The sequence below is a fragment of the Inquilinus limosus genome (genome assembly GCF_002195995.1).
GTDB lineage: Bacteria > Pseudomonadota > Alphaproteobacteria > DSM-16000 > Inquilinaceae > Inquilinus > Inquilinus limosus_C.
The window spans coordinates 1-19,115 of sequence record NZ_NHON01000068.1 but is presented as its reverse complement, the minus strand read 5'-3'; the positions used below and the strand labels follow the sequence as shown (position 1 = coordinate 19,115).

Below are 19,115 nucleotides of genomic sequence, written 5' to 3'. Positions count from 1 at the left end.
TGGATGGCTATTCAGCCATGACCTCATCGTCATGGCGAGGAGCGTAGCGACGTGGCCATCCAGGGGCCACCAAGGACCGCCCTGGCCGCCCCTGGATCCTCGGGTCAAGCCCGAGGATGACAATGAAATGGAACGAGGGGCGAGACCGCGACCCAGGCCTTACGGCCCGGTGCTGGTCCGGGCGCCGATCTCCAGCCGGGTGGCGGCCTCGGGCACCATCTCGACCGTCGCCGCCACCTGCACCGACTGGTCGGGCGCCAGCCGTTCGGCGGTCACCACCAGCGGCATGCGCGCCACCACGGTGCGGCTGGCGTCCAAGAGGCGCACCTCGATCGGCGGCACCGGGCGGGTCAGCAGCGCCCGGTTCTCGACCCGGCCGGTGACCACCACCTGCTGGCCGCTGCCGGCGGCGACGCGCCGGACCTCCAGGTCCTGCAGCACCAGGCCGCGGCCCAGCGCGCCGGTCTCCACCGGCTCGGCCACCGGCACGCCGATGGTGTCGTAGAGGCGGATCGCCGGCGGCCAGAAGCGGACGATCGAGTCGCGCGCGAAATACCCCACCCCGGCCAGGCCGCCGATCAGCAGCACCGCCAGCGCCACGCCGACCGCCGGCCCGTCGCGCCGGCGCGGTTTGATCACCACCGGCAGGTTGGTGATGTGCCCCATGGCCGACGGGGGAGGGGGCGGCGCCTGCGTGCCCGCCGGCCCGACCAGCACCGGCTGCGGTTCCGGCGGGACCGGAGCCGGCGCCGCCACCGGCTCGACCGCCGATTCGCGCCACAGATGGCCGCAGCGGGCGCATTTGACGCGCCGGCCGTCGGGGCCGATCGCCGCCGGATCGACGAGATAACGGGTCGAACAGCTGGGGCAGGTGACGATCATGGCGCCTTATCGCACGGCGCCTTGCCGCTGCCTATATCATCCGAGGCAATTTTGTGAATGGCGCGAAGGAGTTGCGGAAGACGGCCGCGGGATGTCGCTCCGGAGCCGTGACGCGGCCGCATAAACTTGCCACGATCCGCCCCTTTCCCGTCCGGGCGCCGTGACCGCGGCCGCGGCGCAACAGCAGTTCGTTGATGTCGAGCACCGTCGATCCCCTTCCGAAGCCCAGACGCTGGCGCCGCCGCCTGCGCCGGCTGCTGCTGCTGGCCATGGTGCTGGCCGGGGCCTGGGCGCTGGGGCTGGCCTGGTTCGTGGCCCAGGCCGGACGCGGCGGCGAGGTCGACCCCGACCACACCGACGCGATCGTGGTGCTGACCGGCGGCAGCGAGCGGCTGCGCGCCGGCCTCGACCTGCTGGCCCGCGGCGCGGCCGAGCGGCTGCTGGTCAGCGGCGTGCATCGCGACGTGAAGCTGGAGGAGCTGTTCGCCCTGTCGCCGACCGATGATTCGCTGCGCTGCTGCGTCGATCTCGGCTACGCCGCCGCCGACACCCTCGGCAACGCGCAGGAGGCGGCGGAATGGATGCGGGCGCATGGCTTCCGCAGCCTGCGCCTCGTCACCTCGAACTACCACATGCCGCGCAGCATGCTGGAATTCCGCGCCGCGATGCCGGAGATCGAGATCAAGCGCCAGCCGGTGGATCCGGAGACCGTGCATCTCGACCGCTGGTGGGCCTGGCCCGGCACGGCGCGGCTGATCGTCTCCGAATACAACAAATTCCTGGTTGCGCTGGCGCGGGTCACCCTTCGCAGGATATAGGGCGTCATGGTCATCCTGCGCTCGGCCCTCTACACCCTGCTGTTCTACGGCTGGACCACGGTCTGCTGCTTCGCGCTGCTGCCGTCCATGCTGCTGTCGCACCGCGCGATGATGGCCTGGATCTTCGTCTGGCTGCGGGTCACGCACTGGCTGGAGAAGACCGTCCTCGGCATCGACTACCGGGTGGTCGGGCGCGAGAACCTGCCGGACGGCGCCTGCATCGTCGCCGCCAAGCACCAGTCGGCGTGGGAGACGCTGAAGCTGCACCTGCTGCTGCCCGACCCGGCGATCGTGCTGAAATCCGAGCTGCTGAAGGTGCCGGTCTGGGGCAAGTACCTGCTGAAGACCGGCATGATCCCGGTCGACCGCGGCGCCGGCAGCAAGGCGATCCGCAGCATGATCGACCATGCCAGGGTGCGCGTCGCGGAAGGCCGGCCGATCGCGATCTTCCCGCAGGGCACCCGCACCGCGCCGGGCACCTGGCGGCCCTACCGCATCGGCGTCGGTGCCCTCTATGAGGGGCTGGACGTGCCGGTGGTGCCGATGGCGCTGAACTCCGGCGTGTTCTGGGGCCGCCGCGCCTTCCGCAAGCGCCCCGGCACGATCACGGTCGAGTTCCTGCCGCCGATCCCGCCCGGCCTGCCGCGCGACGAGATGATGCGCCGGCTGGAGGAGGAGCTGGAGACGGCGTCCGAGCGCCTGTCGGTCGCCGCCGGCGGGCCGCCGACGCCGCGCCCGGCCAAGGTCACGGCGACGGTCTGAGCGCCGGTTGCGAAGGCTCCGCCTCCTTCTGCTGCTGATCGCGGTCGCCGGCCTGTCGCTGCTGGCGACGGCGCTGGTGCTGCGGCTGCCCGGCGCGGTCACCCTGATCGGCAATGCCGACGCGCTGTACCTGCCGGCCCTGTTCGACGACCTGCATCGCGGCCTCGACGCGCTGCGCGGCTGGCACCTGACGCCCGGCCCCTACGTCTTCCCCGACATGGCGGTCTACGGCCTGACCGACCTCGCGACCGGCGATTTCCGCCAGGCCCTGCCGCTGGCCGCGGCGCTGCAGCTCGGCCTGCTGCTGCTGCTCGGCGGCGCCGTGCACCGCGCCGCGGGCGGCCGCTCCCCCGCCATGGCCGTGGCCATCCTCGCCCTGGTGCTGGCGCTGCTCTTCGGCTTCGGCTGGGGCCTCGCCGGCGCCTATGCGCTGAACTGGCTGGTGTATCCCTTCGTCGTCACCTTCCATTTCGGCGCGATCCTGATCGCGGCCGCGGCGTTGCTGCTGGTGCTGCGCCAGCTCGAGCGGCCAGGTCCGTGGCCGCTGGCCGGGCTGGCAACCCTGATCCTGGCCGGGGTGCTGTCGGACAGCTTCGTCCTGCCCTATGCCGCGGCGCCGGCCCTGGCCTTGTCGCTGCTCTGCGCCCTGGCGCCGCGCGGCCGCGGGGCGGCCCTGGCGGCCGCGGCCGTGGTGGGGGCGGCGGCGCTGGCCGCCTATCTGGCGCAGGACTGGATCAACCCGCTGAACGGCGTCTATCGCCGCCAGCTCGACCTCGGCATCGGCTACGGCCTGTCCCGGCTCGGCGGCGTGCTGTGGCGGGCGAGCGCGGCGGAGACGGCGGTCAATCTCGGGCTGATCGCCTTCGCCCTGCTGCCGGTGCTGCGCACCCTTGCGGTCCTGCGCGCCCTGGCCGCGGGGCACCGGGTGGTCGAGCCGGCGGACCGGATCGCGGTCTTCGCGGCGGCGTCCTCGCTGGCGACGCTGCTGGCGGTGGTGCTGTTCGGCATCTTCCGGGACGATTCCTTCCTGCGCTATTTCCAGCCCTGGTGGCTGCTGACGGCGTTGTGGCTGGCCCATCTCGCCGCCGACCGGCTGCGCGTGCCGCACTGGTCGGCCGGGACGGTGCTGGCCGTGCTGCTGGCCGCTGCCGCGATGTTCTGGGCCCGGCCGGCGCAGCTGGCGGCGCGGATCGTGCCGCCGCCGACCCTGGCCTGCTTCGCGGGCCAGGCGCCGGTCGCCGGCCTCACCGGCTACTGGTGGGCCAAGCCGCTGGTGCTGCATTCCGGCCGGCGGGTGCAGATCGCCCAGGTGGCGCGCAACGGCGCCCCCTATCACTGGATCGTCAACGAGGATTGGGCCAAGGCGGACTGGACCGGTGGCGCCGGGGGCCCGCAGGCCTCGCAGGCCCCGCCCTTCGGCTTCATCCTGATGGACGGGCTGCACGCCCGCGCCATCGCCGCCCGCTACGGCATGCCCGACCGGGTGGAGCGCTGCGCCGGCATCCCGCTGTGGCGCTATGACGACCCGGACCGGCTGCGCCGCCCCCTGGCCGCCGCCGCGCCGGTCACGCTGCCGGATTAGCGGAATTGGACCCTTCGCCCCGTCTCGGCTAGGCTCGTCCTACCATAATCGTTAAGGGGAGGCGGCGATGGATGCTGGTGCAGGCGTGTCCCCGTGGCGCTCGGCGGCGGTTCTCGCCGGCCGGCTGATCTTCGCCGCGGTCTTCCTGATGGCGGTCAGCTTCAAGGTCATGGGCATGGGCGACACCGCGGGCTACATCGCCGCGGCGGGGTTCCCGATGCCGATGCTGCTGGCCTGGCTGGCCGCCATCCTCGAATGCTTGCTGGTGATCGGCTTCCTGACCGGGGCGTTCTTCACCGAGACGTGCCTGGCGGCGGCGGTCTATGTCGTGTTCCTGGCCTTCGCCTTCCACGGGCCGTCGCACTGGGCGGGGAACCAGGCCGAGTTCGGCTTCTTCGTCGACCACTTCACCTTCCTGGCCGGCTTGCTCTTCGCCGCGGCGCATGGCCCGGGCCGGATCCTGTCGGTGCGGCGGAGCCTGGTTGGTGGGGCTTGAAGCCGACAATTCAGGCTGAATCGCCGTTGTGTCCAATCGAAGAGCACAGGATGCCGAACATCTGTGATTGCCTCTCCCGCCGGACGCGGGAGAGGTCGGGCTCGCGGAGCGAGACCGGGTGAGGGCTGGTCCCGGCCTCGACAAACTCCCCTCACCCGGAGCCGCTTTGCGTCTCCGACCTCTCCCGCAAGCGGGAGAGGCAAACTAAAGCAGGATGATTTTGGGTGAGATCACGGCCGATGGATGGGCTGGATTGCTTCGCTGCGCTCGCAATGACGGTGTTTGGAATTCTGAAAAGGTCTCGCCAGGCGGGAGAGGCAATGTGAAGACGCTCGTCATCCTGTGAACCTGTGCCGGATGCAGTGGCGTGATCCGACCTCAATTCATCCCGCTCTAAAGCGCAATTCCTCCAGCGTGATTCGAAATCATCCGGCTCTAGGTCTCCGGCCAGGCGGCCATCGCCCGGCGCACGATCTTCATCAGCGCGTCGTAATCGGCGCCGTCCAGCGCCTGCACCGACAGGCCCTGGATGATGGCGCCGTAGAACCGCGCCAGCTCGTCAGGGTCGGTGCCGGGCGGCAGCTCGCCCTCCTCCACGGCGCGGCTGAAGCGGGCGCGCAGCCGCGCCACCGTGTTGCCGCGCATCGTCGTCACCGCCGCCGCCGCCGGCCGGTTCTCCGGGGCGCAGGTCAGGACCGCGGTCGAGATCATGCAGCCGGGCGGATGCGCCGGGTCGCTGAAGTCGCGGGCCGAGCTTTCCAGGATCTGCCGCACCGTCTCGCGCGCGGTCGGCGCCGTCATCGCCCAGGGGGCGGCGCGCCGCGGGTCGGCGCGGTAGCGGTCCAGCACCTCGCGGTACAGCCGCTCCTTCGACCCGAAGGCGCCGTACAGGCTGGGCGTGGTGATGCCCATCGCCGCCGTCAGGTCGGCGATGGAGGCGCCCTCATAGCCCTGGCGCCAGAACACCGGCAGCGCCCGGTCCAGCGCCGCGTCGCGATCGAAGCCCCGGGGGCGGCCGCGCGGGCGCGGCGGATCTGTTTTCATAGCGATCGATCTGAAAATATGATTGACGGCCTTGTCCGGATCATATTTCGTAGCGATCCATCTGAAAATGGAGTCCCGCGATGACGACCGCCCTGTTGGACACCGAGCCCGCCGCCGACTCCGCCCTGGCGCGGGGGATCGACGCCGCGATCGACCGGGCGCTGGCGGAGAAGCGGATCGTCGGCACGGTGGTGCTGGCGGCGCGGGACGGCCGGCTGGTCTATCGCCGCGCCGCCGGCCTGGCCGACCGCGAGGCCGGGCGGCCGGCGCGCGAGGACACGGTGTTCCTCTACGCCTCGCTGACCAAGCCGATGGTCACCGCCGCCGCGCTGCGGCTGGTGGAGGAGGGGCGGATCGCCCTCACCGACCCGGTGACCCGGTTCCTGCCTGACTTCCGGCCGAAGCTGGCCGATGGCAGCGAGCCGGTGATCACCATCCACCATCTGCTGACCCACACCGCCGGCCTGATCTACGGCTTCACCGAGCCGGCGGACGGCCCCTATCACCGCGCCGGCGTGTCCGACGGGCTCGACGCGCCGGGCCGGAGCTTCGCCGACAATCTGCGCCGCATCGCCTCGGTGCCGCTGGCCGCCGCGCCGGGCTCGGCCTGGGCCTATTCGGTGGCGCTCGACGTGCTGGGCGCCGCGCTCGAGCGGGCCGCCGGCGAAAGCCTGGGGGAGATCGTGCGTCGCCGGGTCGCCGCGCCGCTCGGGCTCACGGACACCGGCTTCGCCCCGCCGGACCGGTCGCGCCTGGCCGCCGCCTATGCCGATGCGGCGCCGGAGCCGGTGCGGATGGGCGAGACCTACGCCATCCCCGCATCGGAGGACTTCGCCGGGCTGAGCTACGCCCCCGGCCGGATCTTCGACCCGGCCTCCTACCCTTCGGGCGGCGCCGGCATGGCCGGCACGGCCCCCGACTTCCTGCGGTTCCTCGAGGCCCTGCGCCGCGGCGGCGCGCCGATCCTCAAGGCGGAGACGGTGCAGGCCATGGCCAGCAGCCAGATCGCCGGCCTGGCGATGCCGCAATCGCCGGGCACCACCTTCGGCTACGGCTTCGCGCTGGTGACCGACCCGGCGGCGGCCGGCGTGCCGATGACCGCCGGCACCTGGCGCTGGGGCGGCGTCTACGGCCATTCCTGGTTCGTCGACCCGGCGAAGCGGCTCAGCGTCGTCGGCCTCACCAACACCGCGATCGAGGGCATGAAGGGCACGTTCGTCACCGATCTGCGCGCCGCGATCTATGACGGGCTGGAATAGCGGGGCTGCCGACAGGGCAATCGCCTGAGGCGCCTTCGGTGGCGGACGGCGCAGTCCGATGGCCTCTCCTGCTTGCGAGGCCTTTTCAGATCGCTCCTCCCTCACCGTCATTGCGAGGAGGCGAAGCCGACGAATCCATCCAGGGGCCGGTGCGCACCGGCCCCTGGATGGATTCGCTGCGCTCGCAATGACGGTTCTGGGGCTTCTGAAACGGTCTCGCAAGCGGGAGAGGCACCGCGACAATTGCCGTGGGCCTGCCACCGTCCCTGGTTGACCCGCCCCGGCCGCACCCCCATCCTTTGGGGGTATGCCGTTCTGCGGGAGGTCCGTCGTGGCCGAGCCGGGCGATATCGCGACCCAGATCTGGGACATGAAGTACCGGCTGAAGCAGCCGGACGGCACGGCCTTGGACCAGTCGGTCGAGGACAGCTGGCGCCGGGTCGCGGCCGCCGTGGCCGTGGCCGAATCGGATCCCGCCCTCTGGACCGAGCGCTTCCTCGGCATCCTGCGCGACCACCGCTATCTGCCGGCCGGGCGCATCCTGGCCGGCGCCGGCACCGGGCGCGACGTCACCCTGTTCAACTGCTTCGTCATGGGCACGGTGCCGGACAGCATGGCCGGCATCTTCGCCCATCTGCGCGAGGCGGCGCTGACGCTGCAGCAGGGCGGCGGCATCGGCTACGACTTCTCCACCATCCGGCCGAAGGGCGCGCCGGTCGCCGGCGTCGGGGCCGACGCCTCGGGTCCGCTGTCCTTCATGGATGTGTGGGACGCGATGTGCCGCACCATCATGTCCGCCGGCTCCCGCCGCGGCGCGATGATGGCGACGTTGCGCTGCGACCATCCGGACGTGGTCGAGTTCATCGAGGCCAAGCGCACCCCCGGCCGGCTGCGCATGTTCAACCTCTCGGTCCTGGTCACCGACCCGTTCATGCAGGCGGTGGCCGACGACGCGCCCTGGGAGCTGGTGTTCGGCGGCCGCGTCTTCCGCACCCTGCCGGCGCGCGAGCTGTGGGACCGGATCATGCGCTCGACCTATGATTCGGCCGAGCCCGGCGTGATCTTCATCGACCGCATCAACGCCCGGAACAATCTGGCCTATTGCGAGACGATCCAGAGCACCAACCCCTGCGTCACGGCGGACACCTGGGTCCAGACCCTGGACGGCCCGCGCATGGTCGGGGAACTGCTCGGCCGGCCCTTCGCCGCCCTGGTAAACGGCCAGCCCGCGGCGTCCGGGCCGGAGGGCTTCTTCCCGACCGGCCGCAAGCCGGTGCTGCGGCTGGAGACGGCGGAAGGCCATGCCCTGCGGCTGACGGCGGACCATCCGGTCCTGGTCGCGGCCGAGGTGTCCCGCTTCCGGATCGAGACCGAGTGGCGCAAGGCGGGCGAATTGAAGCCGGGCGACCGCATCCGGCTGCACGATCACGGGGACGGGCTCGCCTGGCCCGGCTTCGGGTCGGAAGGCGAGGGCTATCTGCTCGGCCTGCTGATCGGCGACGGCACGCTGAAATCCGACAAGGCCGTGCTCTCCGCCTGGCCGGGCGAGGCCACGGTCAACGGCGCGGATGCGCGTCCGGGCATTGCCGGGGTGATGGCGGCGGCGCTCACGGCGGCCCGCTCGCTGCCGCACCGGGCCGATTTCGCAGGTTGGATGCGCGTGCCGGGCCGGGGCGAACAGCGGCTCAGCCTCGGGGCGCTGCGCGACCTGGCGCTGTCGCTCGGCCTCGCCCCCGGCCACAAGACGATCACGCCGGCGGTCGAGCAGGCGTCCTCGGCCTTCGCCGTCGGGCTGCTGCGCGGCCTGTTCGATGCCGACGGGTCGGTCCAGGGCACCCGGGAGAAGGGTGTCAGCATCCGGCTGGCGCAGAGCGATCTCGGCCTGCTGCGCGCGGTCCAGCGCATGCTGCTGCGGCTGGGCATCGCCTCGTCGATCTATGCCGACCGCCGGGCGGCCGGCCCGCGCCTGCTTCCGGACGGAAAGGGGGGGCGCCGCCTCTACGACTGCTCGGCCGATCACGAGCTCGTCATTGCCGGGGCCGGCATCGCCCGCTTTGCCGCCCGGATCGGCTTCGCCGACACCGACAAGCGGGCGCGGCTCGACCAGGAGCTGGCCGGCTATCGGCGGGCGCTCAACCGCGAGCGGTTCCTCGCCACCGTGAAGCGGCTGGTGCCCGATGGGGAGGAGGAGGTCTACGACGTCCGCATCCCCGGCCCGAACGCCTTCGACGGCAACGGCCTGGTCCTCCACAATTGCGGCGAACAGCCGCTTCCCCCCTACGGCGCCTGCCTGCTCGGCTCGGTCAATCTGGCGAAGCTGGTGGCGGATCCGTTCACGCCCAACGCCCGCTTCGACCACGCGGCGCTGGCGGAGATCGTGCCGGTCGCGATCCGGCTGATGGACAATGTCGTCGACGTCTCGCGCTTCCCGCTGCCGGAACAGCAGGCCGAGGCCAAGGCCAAGCGGCGCATCGGCCTCGGCGTCACCGGCCTGGCCGACGCCTTCCTGATGCTGGGGGTGCGCTACGGCTCGCCCGAATCGGCGGCGCTGACCGAGGAATGGCTGGGGGCGATCAAGCTGCATTCCTACCGCGCCTCGGCGGAGATCGCCGCGGAGAAGGGGGCGTTTCCGCTGTTCGACCGCGACGCCTTCCTGGCCGCGCCGGGCGTCGCCGAGCTGCCGCAGGAGATCCGCGACCTGATCGCGCAGCACGGCATCCGCAACGCGCTGCTGACCTCGATCGCGCCGACCGGCACCATCTCGCTGTTCGCCGGCAACGTCGCCTCGGGGATCGAGCCGGTTTTCGCCTGGACCCACACCCGCACCATGCTGCTGCCCGACGGCAGCCGGCGGGCGGAGACGGTGGAGAACCACGCCTACCGGCTGTTCCGCGAGATCCACGGCGCCGACGCAGCCCTGCCGGATTACTTCGTCGACGCCCAGACGCTGCAGCCGGCCGACCATCTGGCGATCCAGGCGGCGGCGCAGAAGCATATCGACAGCTCGATCAGCAAGACCATCAACTGCCCCGAGGACCTGTCCTTCGAGGCCTTCAGGCAAGTCTACGCCCAGGCCTATGCGCTGGGCTGCAAGGGCTGCACCACCTATCGGCCGAACCCGATCACCGGCGCGGTGCTGGAGGCGAGGCCTACGAAGGCGGCGGACGCCCCCGGCCTCAGCGCGCCCGCGGCGCGGCCGGAGGTGCTGCCCGGCGAGACCTACAAGCTGCGCTGGCCGGACAGCGACCACGCCATCTACGTCACCCTCAACGATGAGGTGGTCGACGGCCGCCGCCGACCCTTCGAGATCTTCATCAACTCGAAGAACATGGAGCACTACGCCTGGACCGTGGCGCTGACCCGGATGATCAGCGCGGTGTTCCGGCGCGGCGGCGACGTCGCCTTCGTGGTCGAGGAGCTGAAGGCCGTGTTCGACCCGCGCGGCGGGCAGTGGATGGGCGGCCGCTACGTGCCGTCGCTGCTGGCCGCGATCGGCGAGACGATCGAGCGGCACATGGTGGCGACCGGGTTCCTCGAGAAGCCGGAGGGCATCGTGCCGGAGGTGGCGGTCGAGGTGACGGCGGAGGCGGTCGGGGCGCCGGTCCGGCCGCCGGGCCGCTCCTGCCCGAAATGCGGCCACCCGACCCTGATCCGGCAGGAGGGCTGCGACACCTGCCTGAACTGCGGCTATTCGCGCTGCGGGTAGGTCCAGATTACCATACGGGATAGCCCCTTTTCGTCATGGCGAGGCGCGAAGCGCCGTGGCCATCCAGAGGATGGTGCCGCTGGATGGCCACGCCCCTGCGGGGCTCGCCATGACGATGAAGGAGTGGTCGGCAGCTACGGAGCCGTGGCCGCAACGGGCTCCGCCGCCTCGGCCACCCGCTTCGCCAGCGCGAACAGGGCGCCGTCGCGGATGCCGAGCTCGCGCAGATGCTCGACCGTGTTCAGCAGGTAGTCGCGGTTCGGCCCGCTGCTGCCGATGCCGGTGCGGATCATCGCCAGCGTCTCCTCCGGCCCCAGCGCGCCGCAATACTGGCGGTGGTGGCGATCGGCCAGGAAGCAGCAGGCGGTGACCGGGCCGGAGAGCAGGCGGATCTGCTTCAGGCTCGGGCGGTAGACGCCGGTCACCATCTCGCGGTCCCAGAGATAGGCGACCACGGCCTGGACATCGTCGGGCGACACCTTGAACGCCATGCCGCGGCAGGAGCCGCCGCGGTCGAGCCCCAGCACCAGCCCCGGCCGCTCCGGCGTGCCGCGGTAGCGGTGCGACAGGACGCAGAAGCGCCGGTGATAGCCATGCAGCACCGCCGGCTGCCGCTCGAGATGCGGGAAGCCCGGATTCCACATCAGCGAACCATAGCCGAACACCCAGAGCGGCTCGCCCGGGATCAGCGGCAGGTTCGGTGTCTTCCAATCGTGATGACCATCGGCCATCCACCACATGTAGCGTGTTGCAGGTGCGAAGGGGAGGGGCGTCGTGTCGCGTTCCGCTGGTTCGGCTTGACTCCGGGGCCCGGTCGCGGCCACGTGCCATCCTCGCGCCATCTCAGGGGCGCCACCATCCGGGACCGCCATGCGTCGCCGCCGCCGTATCGTCGCCGTTCCCACCACTCTCGTCGTCCTGCTCGCCGCCGGCTGGACCGGCGGCTGGTACTGGGCCGCGGGCAAGGTCGAAGCGCAGGCGCAGGCCTTCGCCGCCAACCCGCCGCCCGGCGTCACCGTCGACCCCGGCACGGTGAGCGTCGAGGGCTTCCCGCTGGCCTTCACCGTCGAATCGCAGGCGCCCAGCCTGCGCCGGGTCGACGGGCTGACCTGGAACGCCGCCGGGGTGGTCGCCACCGCCAAGCCCTGGACCCTGCCGGAGGTCGGCTTCACCATCGCGCCGCCGCAGCGCGTCACCCTGCCGGGCAGCCCGGCGCTGATCGCCGAGGTCAAGGGCTCGGGCAGCGGCACCGCCCGCCTCGGCACGGACGGCAAGCCGACCCGGGTGCTGCTGACCCTGTCGCAGGTCGAGCTTTCGGGCGGGCTGCTGCCGGCGGCGCTGCCGGTGGCCCGGGTCAACGGCTCGGTCGACCGGGCGCCGGAGGAGGCTGGGGCCGGCGGCGCCGCCGCGATCGACATCGAGGGGCTGGAGACGCCGGATCTCGGCCTCGAGGCCATGGGCCGGCGGGTCGACATGGTGGCGGCGCGGCTGACCGTGCTGGGCACGCTGCCGAAGGCGGCGACGGCGCCGGAGTTGGCGGCCTGGCGGACCGCCGGCGGCAAGCTCAGGGTCGACCAGCTGGCGCTGCGCTGGGGCCCGCTGCAGATCGATGCCGGCGGCACGCTCGACCTCGACGACAAATTGCAGCCCCAGGGCACGCTGACGGCGAAGATCCGCGGCTATGGCGCGGTGATCGAGGACCTGCAGAAGGCGGGCGTGGTCAAGGAGCGCGACGCCGGCTTCGCCAAGGTCGGGCTCGACCTGATGGCCGGCCAGCCGGCGGCGGACGGCACCCGCACCGTCACCGCCCCGATCACGATCGAGAAGGGCAAGGTGTCCTTCGGCCCGCTGCAGGTGGCGAAGCTGCCGGAGATCAAGTGGCAGCAGTAAGCAGGCACACCTCGCGCAACAATAAAGCCGTCATGGCGAGGCGCGTAGCGCCGTGGCCATCCAGAGATCGAGCCGCTGGATGGCCACGCCCCTTCGGGGCTCGCCATGACGGCTTTCTTTAATCCTCGTCCTTGGTCAGGCGCGCCGCCTTCTCCGGCTCCATCTCCTCCTGATGGGCGTCGACGACGCCGCGGCGGATGGCCCGGGTGCGGGTGAACCAGGATTGCAGCGTGTCGCCCTCGCCGCGGCGGATGGCGCGCTGCAGCCGCACCAGGTCCTCGGTGAACTGCTGCAGCACCTCCAGCACCGCGTCCTTGTTGGTCAGGAACACGTCGCGCCACATCACCGGGTCGGAGCCGGCGATGCGGGTGAAGTCGCGGAAGCCGCCGGCGGAGAAGCGGATCACCTCGGCCTGGGTCGCCTCCTCCATGTCCGAGGCGGTGCCGACGATGGTGTAGGCGATCAGATGCGGGATGTGCGAGGTGATGGCCAGCACCCGGTCGTGATGCTCGGCGGTCATGCGCTCGACCATCATGCCCATGCCGCGCCACAGCGCCTCGACCTTGGCCACCGCCTCGGGGGCGACCCCCGGCTCCGGCGTCAGCACGCACCAGCGGTCGATGAACAACTCGGCGAAGCCGGCGGACGGGCCGGAATGCTCGGTGCCGGCGATCGGGTGGCCGGGAACGAGGTGAACGCCGGCCGGCAGGTAGGGGGCGATGGTCTTCGCCACCATGCCCTTGACCGAGCCGACATCGGTGACCACCGCGCCGGGCGCCAGGGCCGGGGCGATGGCCTTGGCCAGCTGCTCATAGGCGCCCATCGGGGCGCAGATCATCACGATGTCGGCGCCGGCCACGGCGGCGGCCGGGTCGGCCTCGACCCGGTCGAGGAAGCCCAGCGCCATGGCCTCGTCGCGGGTCTCCTGGCGCCGGGAATGGCCGACGATCTCGCCCACCAGCCCGTGCTTGCGGGCGGCGCGGGCGACGGAGGAGCCGATCAGGCCGATGCCCAGCAGGGCCAGGCGCTTGAAGACCGGCGCCCCGGTTTCGGTTGCCGGCGCCGTCATCGGCCGCGCAGATGCCCGGCCAGCGCCGCGACCACGGCCCGCATCTCCTCCCCGGTGCCGATGGTGATGCGCAGGCAGCTGGGCAGGCCGTAGCCGCCCATCTGGCGCACCAGGATGCCGCTGTCCTTCAGATGGAGGCGCGCCGCCTCGGCGTCGCGGTCGCCGAAATCGACCAGCAGGAAGTTGCCGGCGGAGGGCAGGGGCTTGAGGCCCAGCTTCGCCAGCTCCGCCGCCGTCCAGCCCCGCCATTCGGCGTTGTGGGCGCGGCTCTTCGCGATGAAGGCCTCGTCGGCCAGCGCGGCCACGCCCGCCGCCTGCGCCGCGGCGCTGACATTGAACGGCCCGCGGGCGCGGTGCAGCACGTCGGTGACGCCGGCCGAGGCATAGGCCCAGCCCAGCCGCAGCGCGCCCATGCCGTAGATCTTCGAGAAGGTGCGCAGCATCACGACGTTCCCGGCCCGGTCGACCAGATCGGCGCCGGCGCTGTACTCCGGGTCGTCGATGTATTCGGCATAGGCGGCATCGAGCGCCAGGATCACGTCCGGCGGCAGGGCGGCGTGCAGCCGCTCGACCTCGGCCCTCGGCAGCAGGTAGCCGGTCGGGTTGTTCGGGTTGGCCAGGAACAGGATGCGGGTGCGCGGCGTCACCCGGGCCAGCAGGGCGTCGACATCGGTCTTGAGGTCGGCCTCGGGCGCCGCGACCGGCGTGGCCCCGACCGCCTTGGCCGCGATCGCGTACATCAGGAAGCCGTGCCGGCTGTACAGCACCTCGTCGCCCGGCCCGGCATAGCTCTTGGCCAAGAGCGCGATCAGCTCGTCCGACCCGGCGCCGGCGACGATGCGCTCCGCATCCAGGCCGAAGCGGCCGGCCAGGGCCTGGCGCAGGGCGCTGCAGCCGCCGTCGGGATAGCGGTGGATCTCGCCGCCCAGCTCGCGATAGGCCGCGGTGGCCTTCGGGCTGGGGCCGAAGGCGCCCTCGTTCGAGGCCAGCCGGATCGGCCGGCCCAGCTCAGGATGCGGCACCGCCTTGGCCTCGCCGCCGACATAGGGATCGATGTCGAGCAGGCCCGGGCGGGGGCGCGGCGCTTGGATCGCGGTCATGGCAGTCTCACTCAGCTCCGGCGGCCGATGGTGATCGGCGTGGCGAAGCCGCCGATCAGGCGGATGCGGGGCGCCAGCTCCTCCAGCCGGTCGGCCAGGGCGGCCATCCGGCCGTCGCCGGGGGCGACATAGTCGGCCACGTCGACCAGATGGATCACGGCATCCTCGGGCGCGCGCGCCGGCCGGGTCCAGAACGCCACCGGCGGCAGGCCGGCGGCTTCGAGCAGCTGCTTCAGCCGGCTGCGGCTGATGTCGCCGGTGACCTCGACCGCGACCAGGGCGTGGTCGTCGCCGGTCTGCTCGGGGTCGAGATGGGCCACCGCCAGGGCCAGCGGCTCGTCGCGGTGCCGTTCGGTCACCACGAAGGGCAGGGTGCCGACGACGCGCGGCGCGCGCGGATCGTCCGACACCAGCACCTGCCACCAGGGATCGGTGTCGGATTCGACCGGCCAGGGCAGCACGGCCACGGCGGCGCTGCCGTCATAGACGGCGCGGATCGCCTGGATCGGCCCGGCGACCGGGGTCATCGGGGTGTGGCTGCCATAGTGGTCGCGCGCTAGGTCCCACAGCTCGGTCTGGGCCTCCGGCGCGTGCACGGCGACGGCGAAGGGGGCCTGCATGCGGGTGCAGCCGGCGATCAGCTCGCGCCAGATCCGGGTCAGCTCCGGCAGCGGGAAGTCGCCGCCGTGGCGCGCCGCCAGCCGGCGCAGGATCGCGGCCTCGCGGCCCGGCCGCATGGCCAGCGGATCGCCGTTCTTGGCGATGGCGATGTCGTGCACCACCCCGGCCCGCTGCATGATCAAATCATGCAGCGCTTCGTCGATCTCGTCGATCCGCTGGCGCAGCGAGTCGAGCGTCTGGGGGGAATCTGGCATCGTCTGGAACGGGCTGGAGCCTGCCGGGTCGAGGGCGATCAGGTGTAAAACGCGGCAGGGGCGAAAGCAAAGGAAACATCTGGGGTTTTACGCATTGCGGAAATGGGCTTTCGCAGGACCCGCAGCCGCCGTGCCGGAACCCGGCCGGGCCGGGATCGTCCCGTCGCCCCCGGGCAGGCGCGGCTAGCCCGGCTCCTCGCCCTCGCGGCGCACGCCCAGGGCGGGCTGGCCCGCCCCGACCGGCACCAGGACCGGCCGGCGGGCGCGGACCTTCTTGCCGCGCGACAGCTGGTAGATCTGCTTCGACGCCTCGACCATCACCGTGCCGGCGACGCGCTGGAACCAGCGGGCGCCGACCTCCTCCCACACCGGGGCGGTGGACAGGAGGAAGCGCGATCGGGTCGGCGGCAGCCACAGGGCCCGGGCCACCCGCTCCGGCACGAACTGGTGCTGGCGCAGCATCTGGTTCAGCTGGCTCGAGGAATAGGGCTTGCCGTGGCCGAACGGGGTGCGGTCGGACCGGGCCCACAGGCTGCGCCGGTTCGGCACCACCACCAGCAGCCGGCCGCTGCCGTTCAGCACGCGCCAGATCTCGCGCATCAGCTCGCCCAGCTGCTCGGTCGCCTCCAGCCCGTGCACCAGCAGCACCCGGTCGACCGACATGTCGGGCAGCGGCAGCTCGGTCTCCTCGCTCAGCGCCACCAGGCCGCGGCCGTCCGGCGGCCAGTGGGCCACGCCCTGCTCGGCCGGCATGCAGGCGATCACCCGCTCGGCCTCGCCCAGGAAGGGCCGCAGGAACGGCGTGGCATAGCCCAGGCCGAGGATGATCTGGCCATGCGTGTCCGGCCACAGCAGGCGGATCTGCCGGCGCACCATGCGCCGCACCACCAGGCCCAGGCTGGTCTCGTAGAACTCACGAAGATCGATGACGTCGCTGTACATCCGCCGGTCGTCCCCAGGGCCCGTCCACGTTAGGATAACGCATCGACGGCGGGGATGGACCCATCGCCGCTTCGGCCGCCACAACAGGATATTTCAGGAGTCGCTGCATGGCCCGCAAGACCGAGCCTCGTGGAATCGACCCGGAGCGCCTGAAGCAGGCCGCCCGCGAGGCCGCGGACCTCTATCTCGACCACCCGAACGTGACCTCGGTCGGCATCGGCCGGAAGCTCGAGAACGGCAAGCCGACCGGCGCGCTGTGCATCCAGTTCACCGTCGGCCGCAAGGTCGCGCCGCAGGGGCTGGTGGAGGAGGGCATCCCGCCGCTGCCCAAGAGCATCACGGTCGACGGGATCACGATCCCGACCGACGTGGTCGAGCGCCGCTACAAGCCGTCCTGGCAGCTGGTGCCGCAGGCGGTGAAGGACCAGCGCAAGCTGCGGCACGACCCGCTGGTGCCCGGCATCAGCGTCTGCCATCCCTCCGGCACCGCCGGCACGCTGGGCTGCATCGTCTATGACCGGCAGGAGGGGCGGCCGCACATCCTGTCGAACTGGCATGTGCTGCAGGGCGAGCAGGGGCGGCTGGGCGACATCGTGGTGCAGCCCGGCCCCTTCGACGACAACCGGATCGAGAGCAATGGCTGCGGCGTGCTGGTGCGCAGCCATCTCGGCCTGGCCGGGGACTGCGCCATCGCCCGGATCGAGGGGCGGGAGGTCGACCCCGAGATCCTCGATCTCGGTGTCCGGGTCAGCCGGCTGGGCCGGCCGGAGCTGGGCGACAAGGTGGTGAAGTCCGGCCGCACCACCGGCGTCACCTGGGGCATCGTCACCCGGATCGAGACCACGGTGAAGCTGTTCTACGGCGACGGCGTCGGCACCAAGCGCATCGGCGGCTTCGAGATCGGGCCCGACCCCGACCGGCAGGCGCCGGAGAACGAGATCAGCAAGGGCGGCGATTCCGGCTCGGTCTGGCTCGGCCTCGACGGCAAGGGCGACCCGACCGACGTCATGCTGGGCCTGCATTTCGGTGGCGAGGCCGACGGCGCCGACGCCAGCGAGGGCGACTTCGCCCTGGCCTGCGTCGCCGACGCCGTGTTCAAGAAGCTGGAGGTCGAGCCGGTGCCGCCGGCCGAGGCACAGGCCGCGCCGGCCGCCACCGGCGGCGGCTTCGACCCGAAATTCCTGGCCGGGAAGACCGTGTCGCTGCCGGCGATGTCGAAGGCGCAGGAGACGGATGCGGCCAAGGCCGGCGGCTCGCCCGTCATCCGCCACACCCATTTCTCACTGGTGCTCAGCAAGTCGCGCCGCCTGGCCCGCTGGGTGGCCTGGAACGTCGATGGCGGCCAGATCCGCATGCTCAGCCGCAGCGGGCTGAAGTTCACGCTCGACCCGCTGGTCGACGCGAAATGGCAGACCGGCGACGCGCTCTACGCCTCCAACCGCCTCGACCGCGGCCACATCGCCCGGCGCCAGGACCTGGTCTGGGGAACGCCGGAGGAGGCGGCGCGGGCCAACCGGGAGTCCTTCTACTTCACCAACATCGCGCCGCAGCACGAGGCCTACAACCAGTCCGGGCTGAACGGCCTGTGGGGCCTCCTGGAGAACGCGATCCTGGAGGAGGTGGAGGTCGAGCAGCTGCGCGTCTCGGTGCTGGGCGGCCCGGTGTTCCGCGATGACGACCCGGTCTATCGCGGCACCGCCATCCCGCGCGACTTCTGGAAGATCGTGACCTATGTCGAGGCCGGGGCGCTGAAGGCCAAGGCTTTCCTCCTGACCCAGGAGGACCTCTTGAACCGGCTCGAGGTGCTGGGGCTGGAGCCGTTCCGGCTGTACCAGCTGCCGATCGCGGAGCTGGAAAGCCGCACCGGGCTCGATTTCGGCGACCTCAAATCCGCCGACGACCGGGCGGTCCGCCCGGCCCGCGGCCGCCGCGCCGCGGCCGAGGCCGTGCCGCGGGTGACGCTGATCGAGAGCCTGTCCGACATCGAGCTGTGACCGACTCCTCCCTCGCCGTCATTGCGAGGAGCGCAGCGACGAAGCAATCCAGGGGCCACGCCAAACGGCCCTGGATTGCTTCGCTGCGCTCGCAATGACGGTGTGGGGCGCGCCGTTCCCGCCAACCCCCACCGTCATCGCGAGCCCGAAGGGCGTGGCGATCCAGCCCGGCGCCTGCCGCGCCGGTTAAGGTCACACAATGTTCATTGCGCCGCTCCGCGATTATGTTCATGATACGTTCCATGAAGACGGTGCCCCAGGATCTCGACGTCCAGGCCTACTGCCGCAGCCTCGCGCTGCAGCAGATCGAGATGCTGTCCCGCCTGGCCGAGATCGCCATGCAGCTGGCCGAGGCCGAAGGCGCCCGCGCCGTCGCCGCCCAGGCCCGCGCCGTGGCGCCCAGGGCCGACGAGGCGGCGAGGGCCGAGGCGCAGGAGGCCGGCATGGCCTTCAGCCGCTTCTCCCGCTCCGTCCAGCGCTCCCTGCTGCTGCGCAGCCGCGCCGCCGCCGACCTCTGCGCCGGCGACAAGGCCGACCGCCGGGCCCGCCGCGCCCGCCAGCGCATCCATGTCACCGACGCCCTCGATGCCCTGGTCTGGGACCCGGAGCTGCCGGCCGGGCCGCACGACAGGACCGGGGCGCGCATCGCCGAGCTGCATGAGGGGATCGCCGCGCTCTACGAGGACGAGGACAACC

The 19,115-nt window shown here is 71.8% G+C and carries 16 protein-coding genes; 9 read left to right on the top strand and 7 right to left on the bottom strand.

Annotated elements, in window-relative coordinates:
• Positions 1-159 precede the first annotated feature (159 nt).
• Positions 160-882 (bottom strand): DUF3426 domain-containing protein, encoded by a 723-nt coding sequence (locus BWR60_RS36555; protein WP_144445766.1) that lies wholly within the window; start codon positions 880-882, stop codon positions 160-162.
• A gap of 194 nt (positions 883-1,076) precedes the next feature.
• On the opposite strand from BWR60_RS36555, the gene BWR60_RS26420 reads away from it, so the two are divergent.
• The 4 genes from BWR60_RS26420 (at position 1,077) to BWR60_RS26405 (ending at position 4,540) form a co-directional block, all read left to right on the top strand.
• Positions 1,077-1,700 (top strand): YdcF family protein, encoded by a 624-nt coding sequence (locus tag BWR60_RS26420; RefSeq protein ID WP_230983186.1) that lies wholly within the window; start codon positions 1,077-1,079, stop codon positions 1,698-1,700.
• A 6-nt stretch (positions 1,701-1,706) separates the two neighbouring features.
• A complete protein-coding gene (locus BWR60_RS26415; protein WP_088154601.1) occupies positions 1,707-2,462 on the top strand; it encodes a lysophospholipid acyltransferase family protein in 756 nt (251 codons plus the stop codon).
• A gap of 7 nt (positions 2,463-2,469) precedes the next feature.
• Positions 2,470-4,044 carry a hypothetical protein gene (locus tag BWR60_RS26410; RefSeq protein WP_088154599.1) on the top strand — a complete coding sequence of 525 codons (1,575 nt, stop codon included), beginning with the start codon at positions 2,470-2,472 and terminating at the stop codon, positions 4,042-4,044.
• 67 nt (positions 4,045-4,111) lie between these two features.
• A complete protein-coding gene (locus BWR60_RS26405; RefSeq protein WP_088154597.1) occupies positions 4,112-4,540 on the top strand; it encodes a DoxX family protein in 429 nt (142 codons plus the stop codon).
• A gap of 435 nt (positions 4,541-4,975) precedes the next feature.
• Here the strand turns inward: BWR60_RS26405 and BWR60_RS26400 are convergent, their stop codons facing one another.
• Complete coding sequence (locus tag BWR60_RS26400) at positions 4,976-5,584, bottom strand: TetR/AcrR family transcriptional regulator (protein WP_088154595.1); 609 nt, start codon at positions 5,582-5,584, stop codon at positions 4,976-4,978.
• A gap of 80 nt (positions 5,585-5,664) precedes the next feature.
• Here BWR60_RS26400 and BWR60_RS26395 point away from each other — a divergent pair, with 80 nt between their 5' ends.
• Complete coding sequence (locus BWR60_RS26395) at positions 5,665-6,843, top strand: serine hydrolase domain-containing protein (protein ID WP_088154593.1); 1,179 nt, start codon at positions 5,665-5,667, stop codon at positions 6,841-6,843.
• Positions 6,844-7,174: 331 nt separating this feature from the next.
• Positions 7,175-10,549, top strand: coding sequence for an LAGLIDADG family homing endonuclease (locus BWR60_RS26390; RefSeq protein ID WP_275542401.1), 3,375 nt, complete (start codon positions 7,175-7,177; stop codon positions 10,547-10,549).
• Positions 10,550-10,683: 134 nt separating this feature from the next.
• On the opposite strand, the gene BWR60_RS26385 is transcribed toward BWR60_RS26390, so the two are convergent.
• The gene (locus BWR60_RS26385) at positions 10,684-11,280 is read right to left on the bottom strand and encodes a gamma-glutamylcyclotransferase (RefSeq protein WP_088154627.1); all 597 of its coding nucleotides are present in this window, start codon (positions 11,278-11,280) and stop codon (positions 10,684-10,686) included.
• 139 nt (positions 11,281-11,419) lie between these two features.
• Here BWR60_RS26385 and BWR60_RS26380 point away from each other — a divergent pair, with 139 nt between their 5' ends.
• Positions 11,420-12,439: a DUF2125 domain-containing protein gene (locus BWR60_RS26380; RefSeq protein WP_088154589.1), complete on the top strand. Its 1,020-nt coding sequence runs from the start codon at positions 11,420-11,422 to the stop codon at positions 12,437-12,439.
• A gap of 118 nt (positions 12,440-12,557) precedes the next feature.
• Here the strand turns inward: BWR60_RS26380 and BWR60_RS26375 are convergent, their stop codons facing one another.
• The 4 genes from BWR60_RS26375 to BWR60_RS26360 form a co-directional block, all read right to left on the bottom strand.
• Complete coding sequence (locus BWR60_RS26375; protein WP_088154587.1) at positions 12,558-13,508, bottom strand: prephenate/arogenate dehydrogenase family protein; 951 nt, start codon at positions 13,506-13,508, stop codon at positions 12,558-12,560.
• A complete protein-coding gene (hisC, locus tag BWR60_RS26370) occupies positions 13,505-14,608 on the bottom strand; it encodes a histidinol-phosphate transaminase (RefSeq protein ID WP_179221958.1) in 1,104 nt (367 codons plus the stop codon). Before hisC ends, BWR60_RS26375 begins: the two co-directional genes overlap by 4 nt.
• Positions 14,609-14,619: 11 nt before the next feature.
• Positions 14,620-15,483 carry a chorismate mutase gene (locus tag BWR60_RS26365; RefSeq protein ID WP_088154585.1) on the bottom strand — a complete coding sequence of 288 codons (864 nt, stop codon included), beginning with the start codon at positions 15,481-15,483 and terminating at the stop codon, positions 14,620-14,622.
• Positions 15,484-15,666: 183 nt separating this feature from the next.
• Positions 15,667-16,425, bottom strand: coding sequence for a class I SAM-dependent methyltransferase (locus BWR60_RS26360; RefSeq protein ID WP_088154583.1), 759 nt, complete (start codon positions 16,423-16,425; stop codon positions 15,667-15,669).
• A 107-nt stretch (positions 16,426-16,532) separates the two neighbouring features.
• Between BWR60_RS26360 and BWR60_RS26355 the strand changes: the two genes are divergently transcribed.
• Positions 16,533-18,419 carry a DNA/RNA non-specific endonuclease gene (locus BWR60_RS26355; protein WP_088154581.1) on the top strand — a complete coding sequence of 629 codons (1,887 nt, stop codon included), beginning with the start codon at positions 16,533-16,535 and terminating at the stop codon, positions 18,417-18,419.
• Between the two features lie 242 nt (positions 18,420-18,661).
• On the top strand, positions 18,662-19,115 hold a 454-nt coding region (locus BWR60_RS26350), incomplete at its 3' end, for a hypothetical protein (protein WP_218823695.1).

Bases quoted from the DNA above. Each gene is read 5' to 3' on its own strand.
- BWR60_RS36555 (WP_144445766.1), bottom strand. From the start codon at position 882: ATGATCGTCACCTGCCCCAGCTGTTCGACCCGTTATCTCGTCGATCCG.
- BWR60_RS26420 (WP_230983186.1), top strand. From the start codon at position 1,077: ATGTCGAGCACCGTCGATCCCCTTCCGAAGCCCAGACGCTGGCGCCGC.
- BWR60_RS26415 (WP_088154601.1), top strand. From the start codon at position 1,707: ATGGTCATCCTGCGCTCGGCCCTCTACACCCTGCTGTTCTACGGCTGG.
- BWR60_RS26405 (WP_088154597.1), top strand. From the start codon at position 4,112: ATGGATGCTGGTGCAGGCGTGTCCCCGTGGCGCTCGGCGGCGGTTCTC.
- BWR60_RS26400 (WP_088154595.1), bottom strand. From the start codon at position 5,584: ATGAAAACAGATCCGCCGCGCCCGCGCGGCCGCCCCCGGGGCTTCGAT.
- BWR60_RS26395 (WP_088154593.1), top strand. From the start codon at position 5,665: ATGACGACCGCCCTGTTGGACACCGAGCCCGCCGCCGACTCCGCCCTG.
- BWR60_RS26385 (WP_088154627.1), bottom strand. From the start codon at position 11,280: ATGGCCGATGGTCATCACGATTGGAAGACACCGAACCTGCCGCTGATC.
- BWR60_RS26380 (WP_088154589.1), top strand. From the start codon at position 11,420: ATGCGTCGCCGCCGCCGTATCGTCGCCGTTCCCACCACTCTCGTCGTC.
- BWR60_RS26375 (WP_088154587.1), bottom strand. From the start codon at position 13,508: ATGACGGCGCCGGCAACCGAAACCGGGGCGCCGGTCTTCAAGCGCCTG.
- hisC (WP_179221958.1), bottom strand. From the start codon at position 14,608: ATGACCGCGATCCAAGCGCCGCGCCCCCGCCCGGGCCTGCTCGACATC.
- BWR60_RS26365 (WP_088154585.1), bottom strand. From the start codon at position 15,483: ATGCCAGATTCCCCCCAGACGCTCGACTCGCTGCGCCAGCGGATCGAC.
- BWR60_RS26360 (WP_088154583.1), bottom strand. From the start codon at position 16,425: ATGTACAGCGACGTCATCGATCTTCGTGAGTTCTACGAGACCAGCCTG.
- BWR60_RS26355 (WP_088154581.1), top strand. From the start codon at position 16,533: ATGGCCCGCAAGACCGAGCCTCGTGGAATCGACCCGGAGCGCCTGAAG.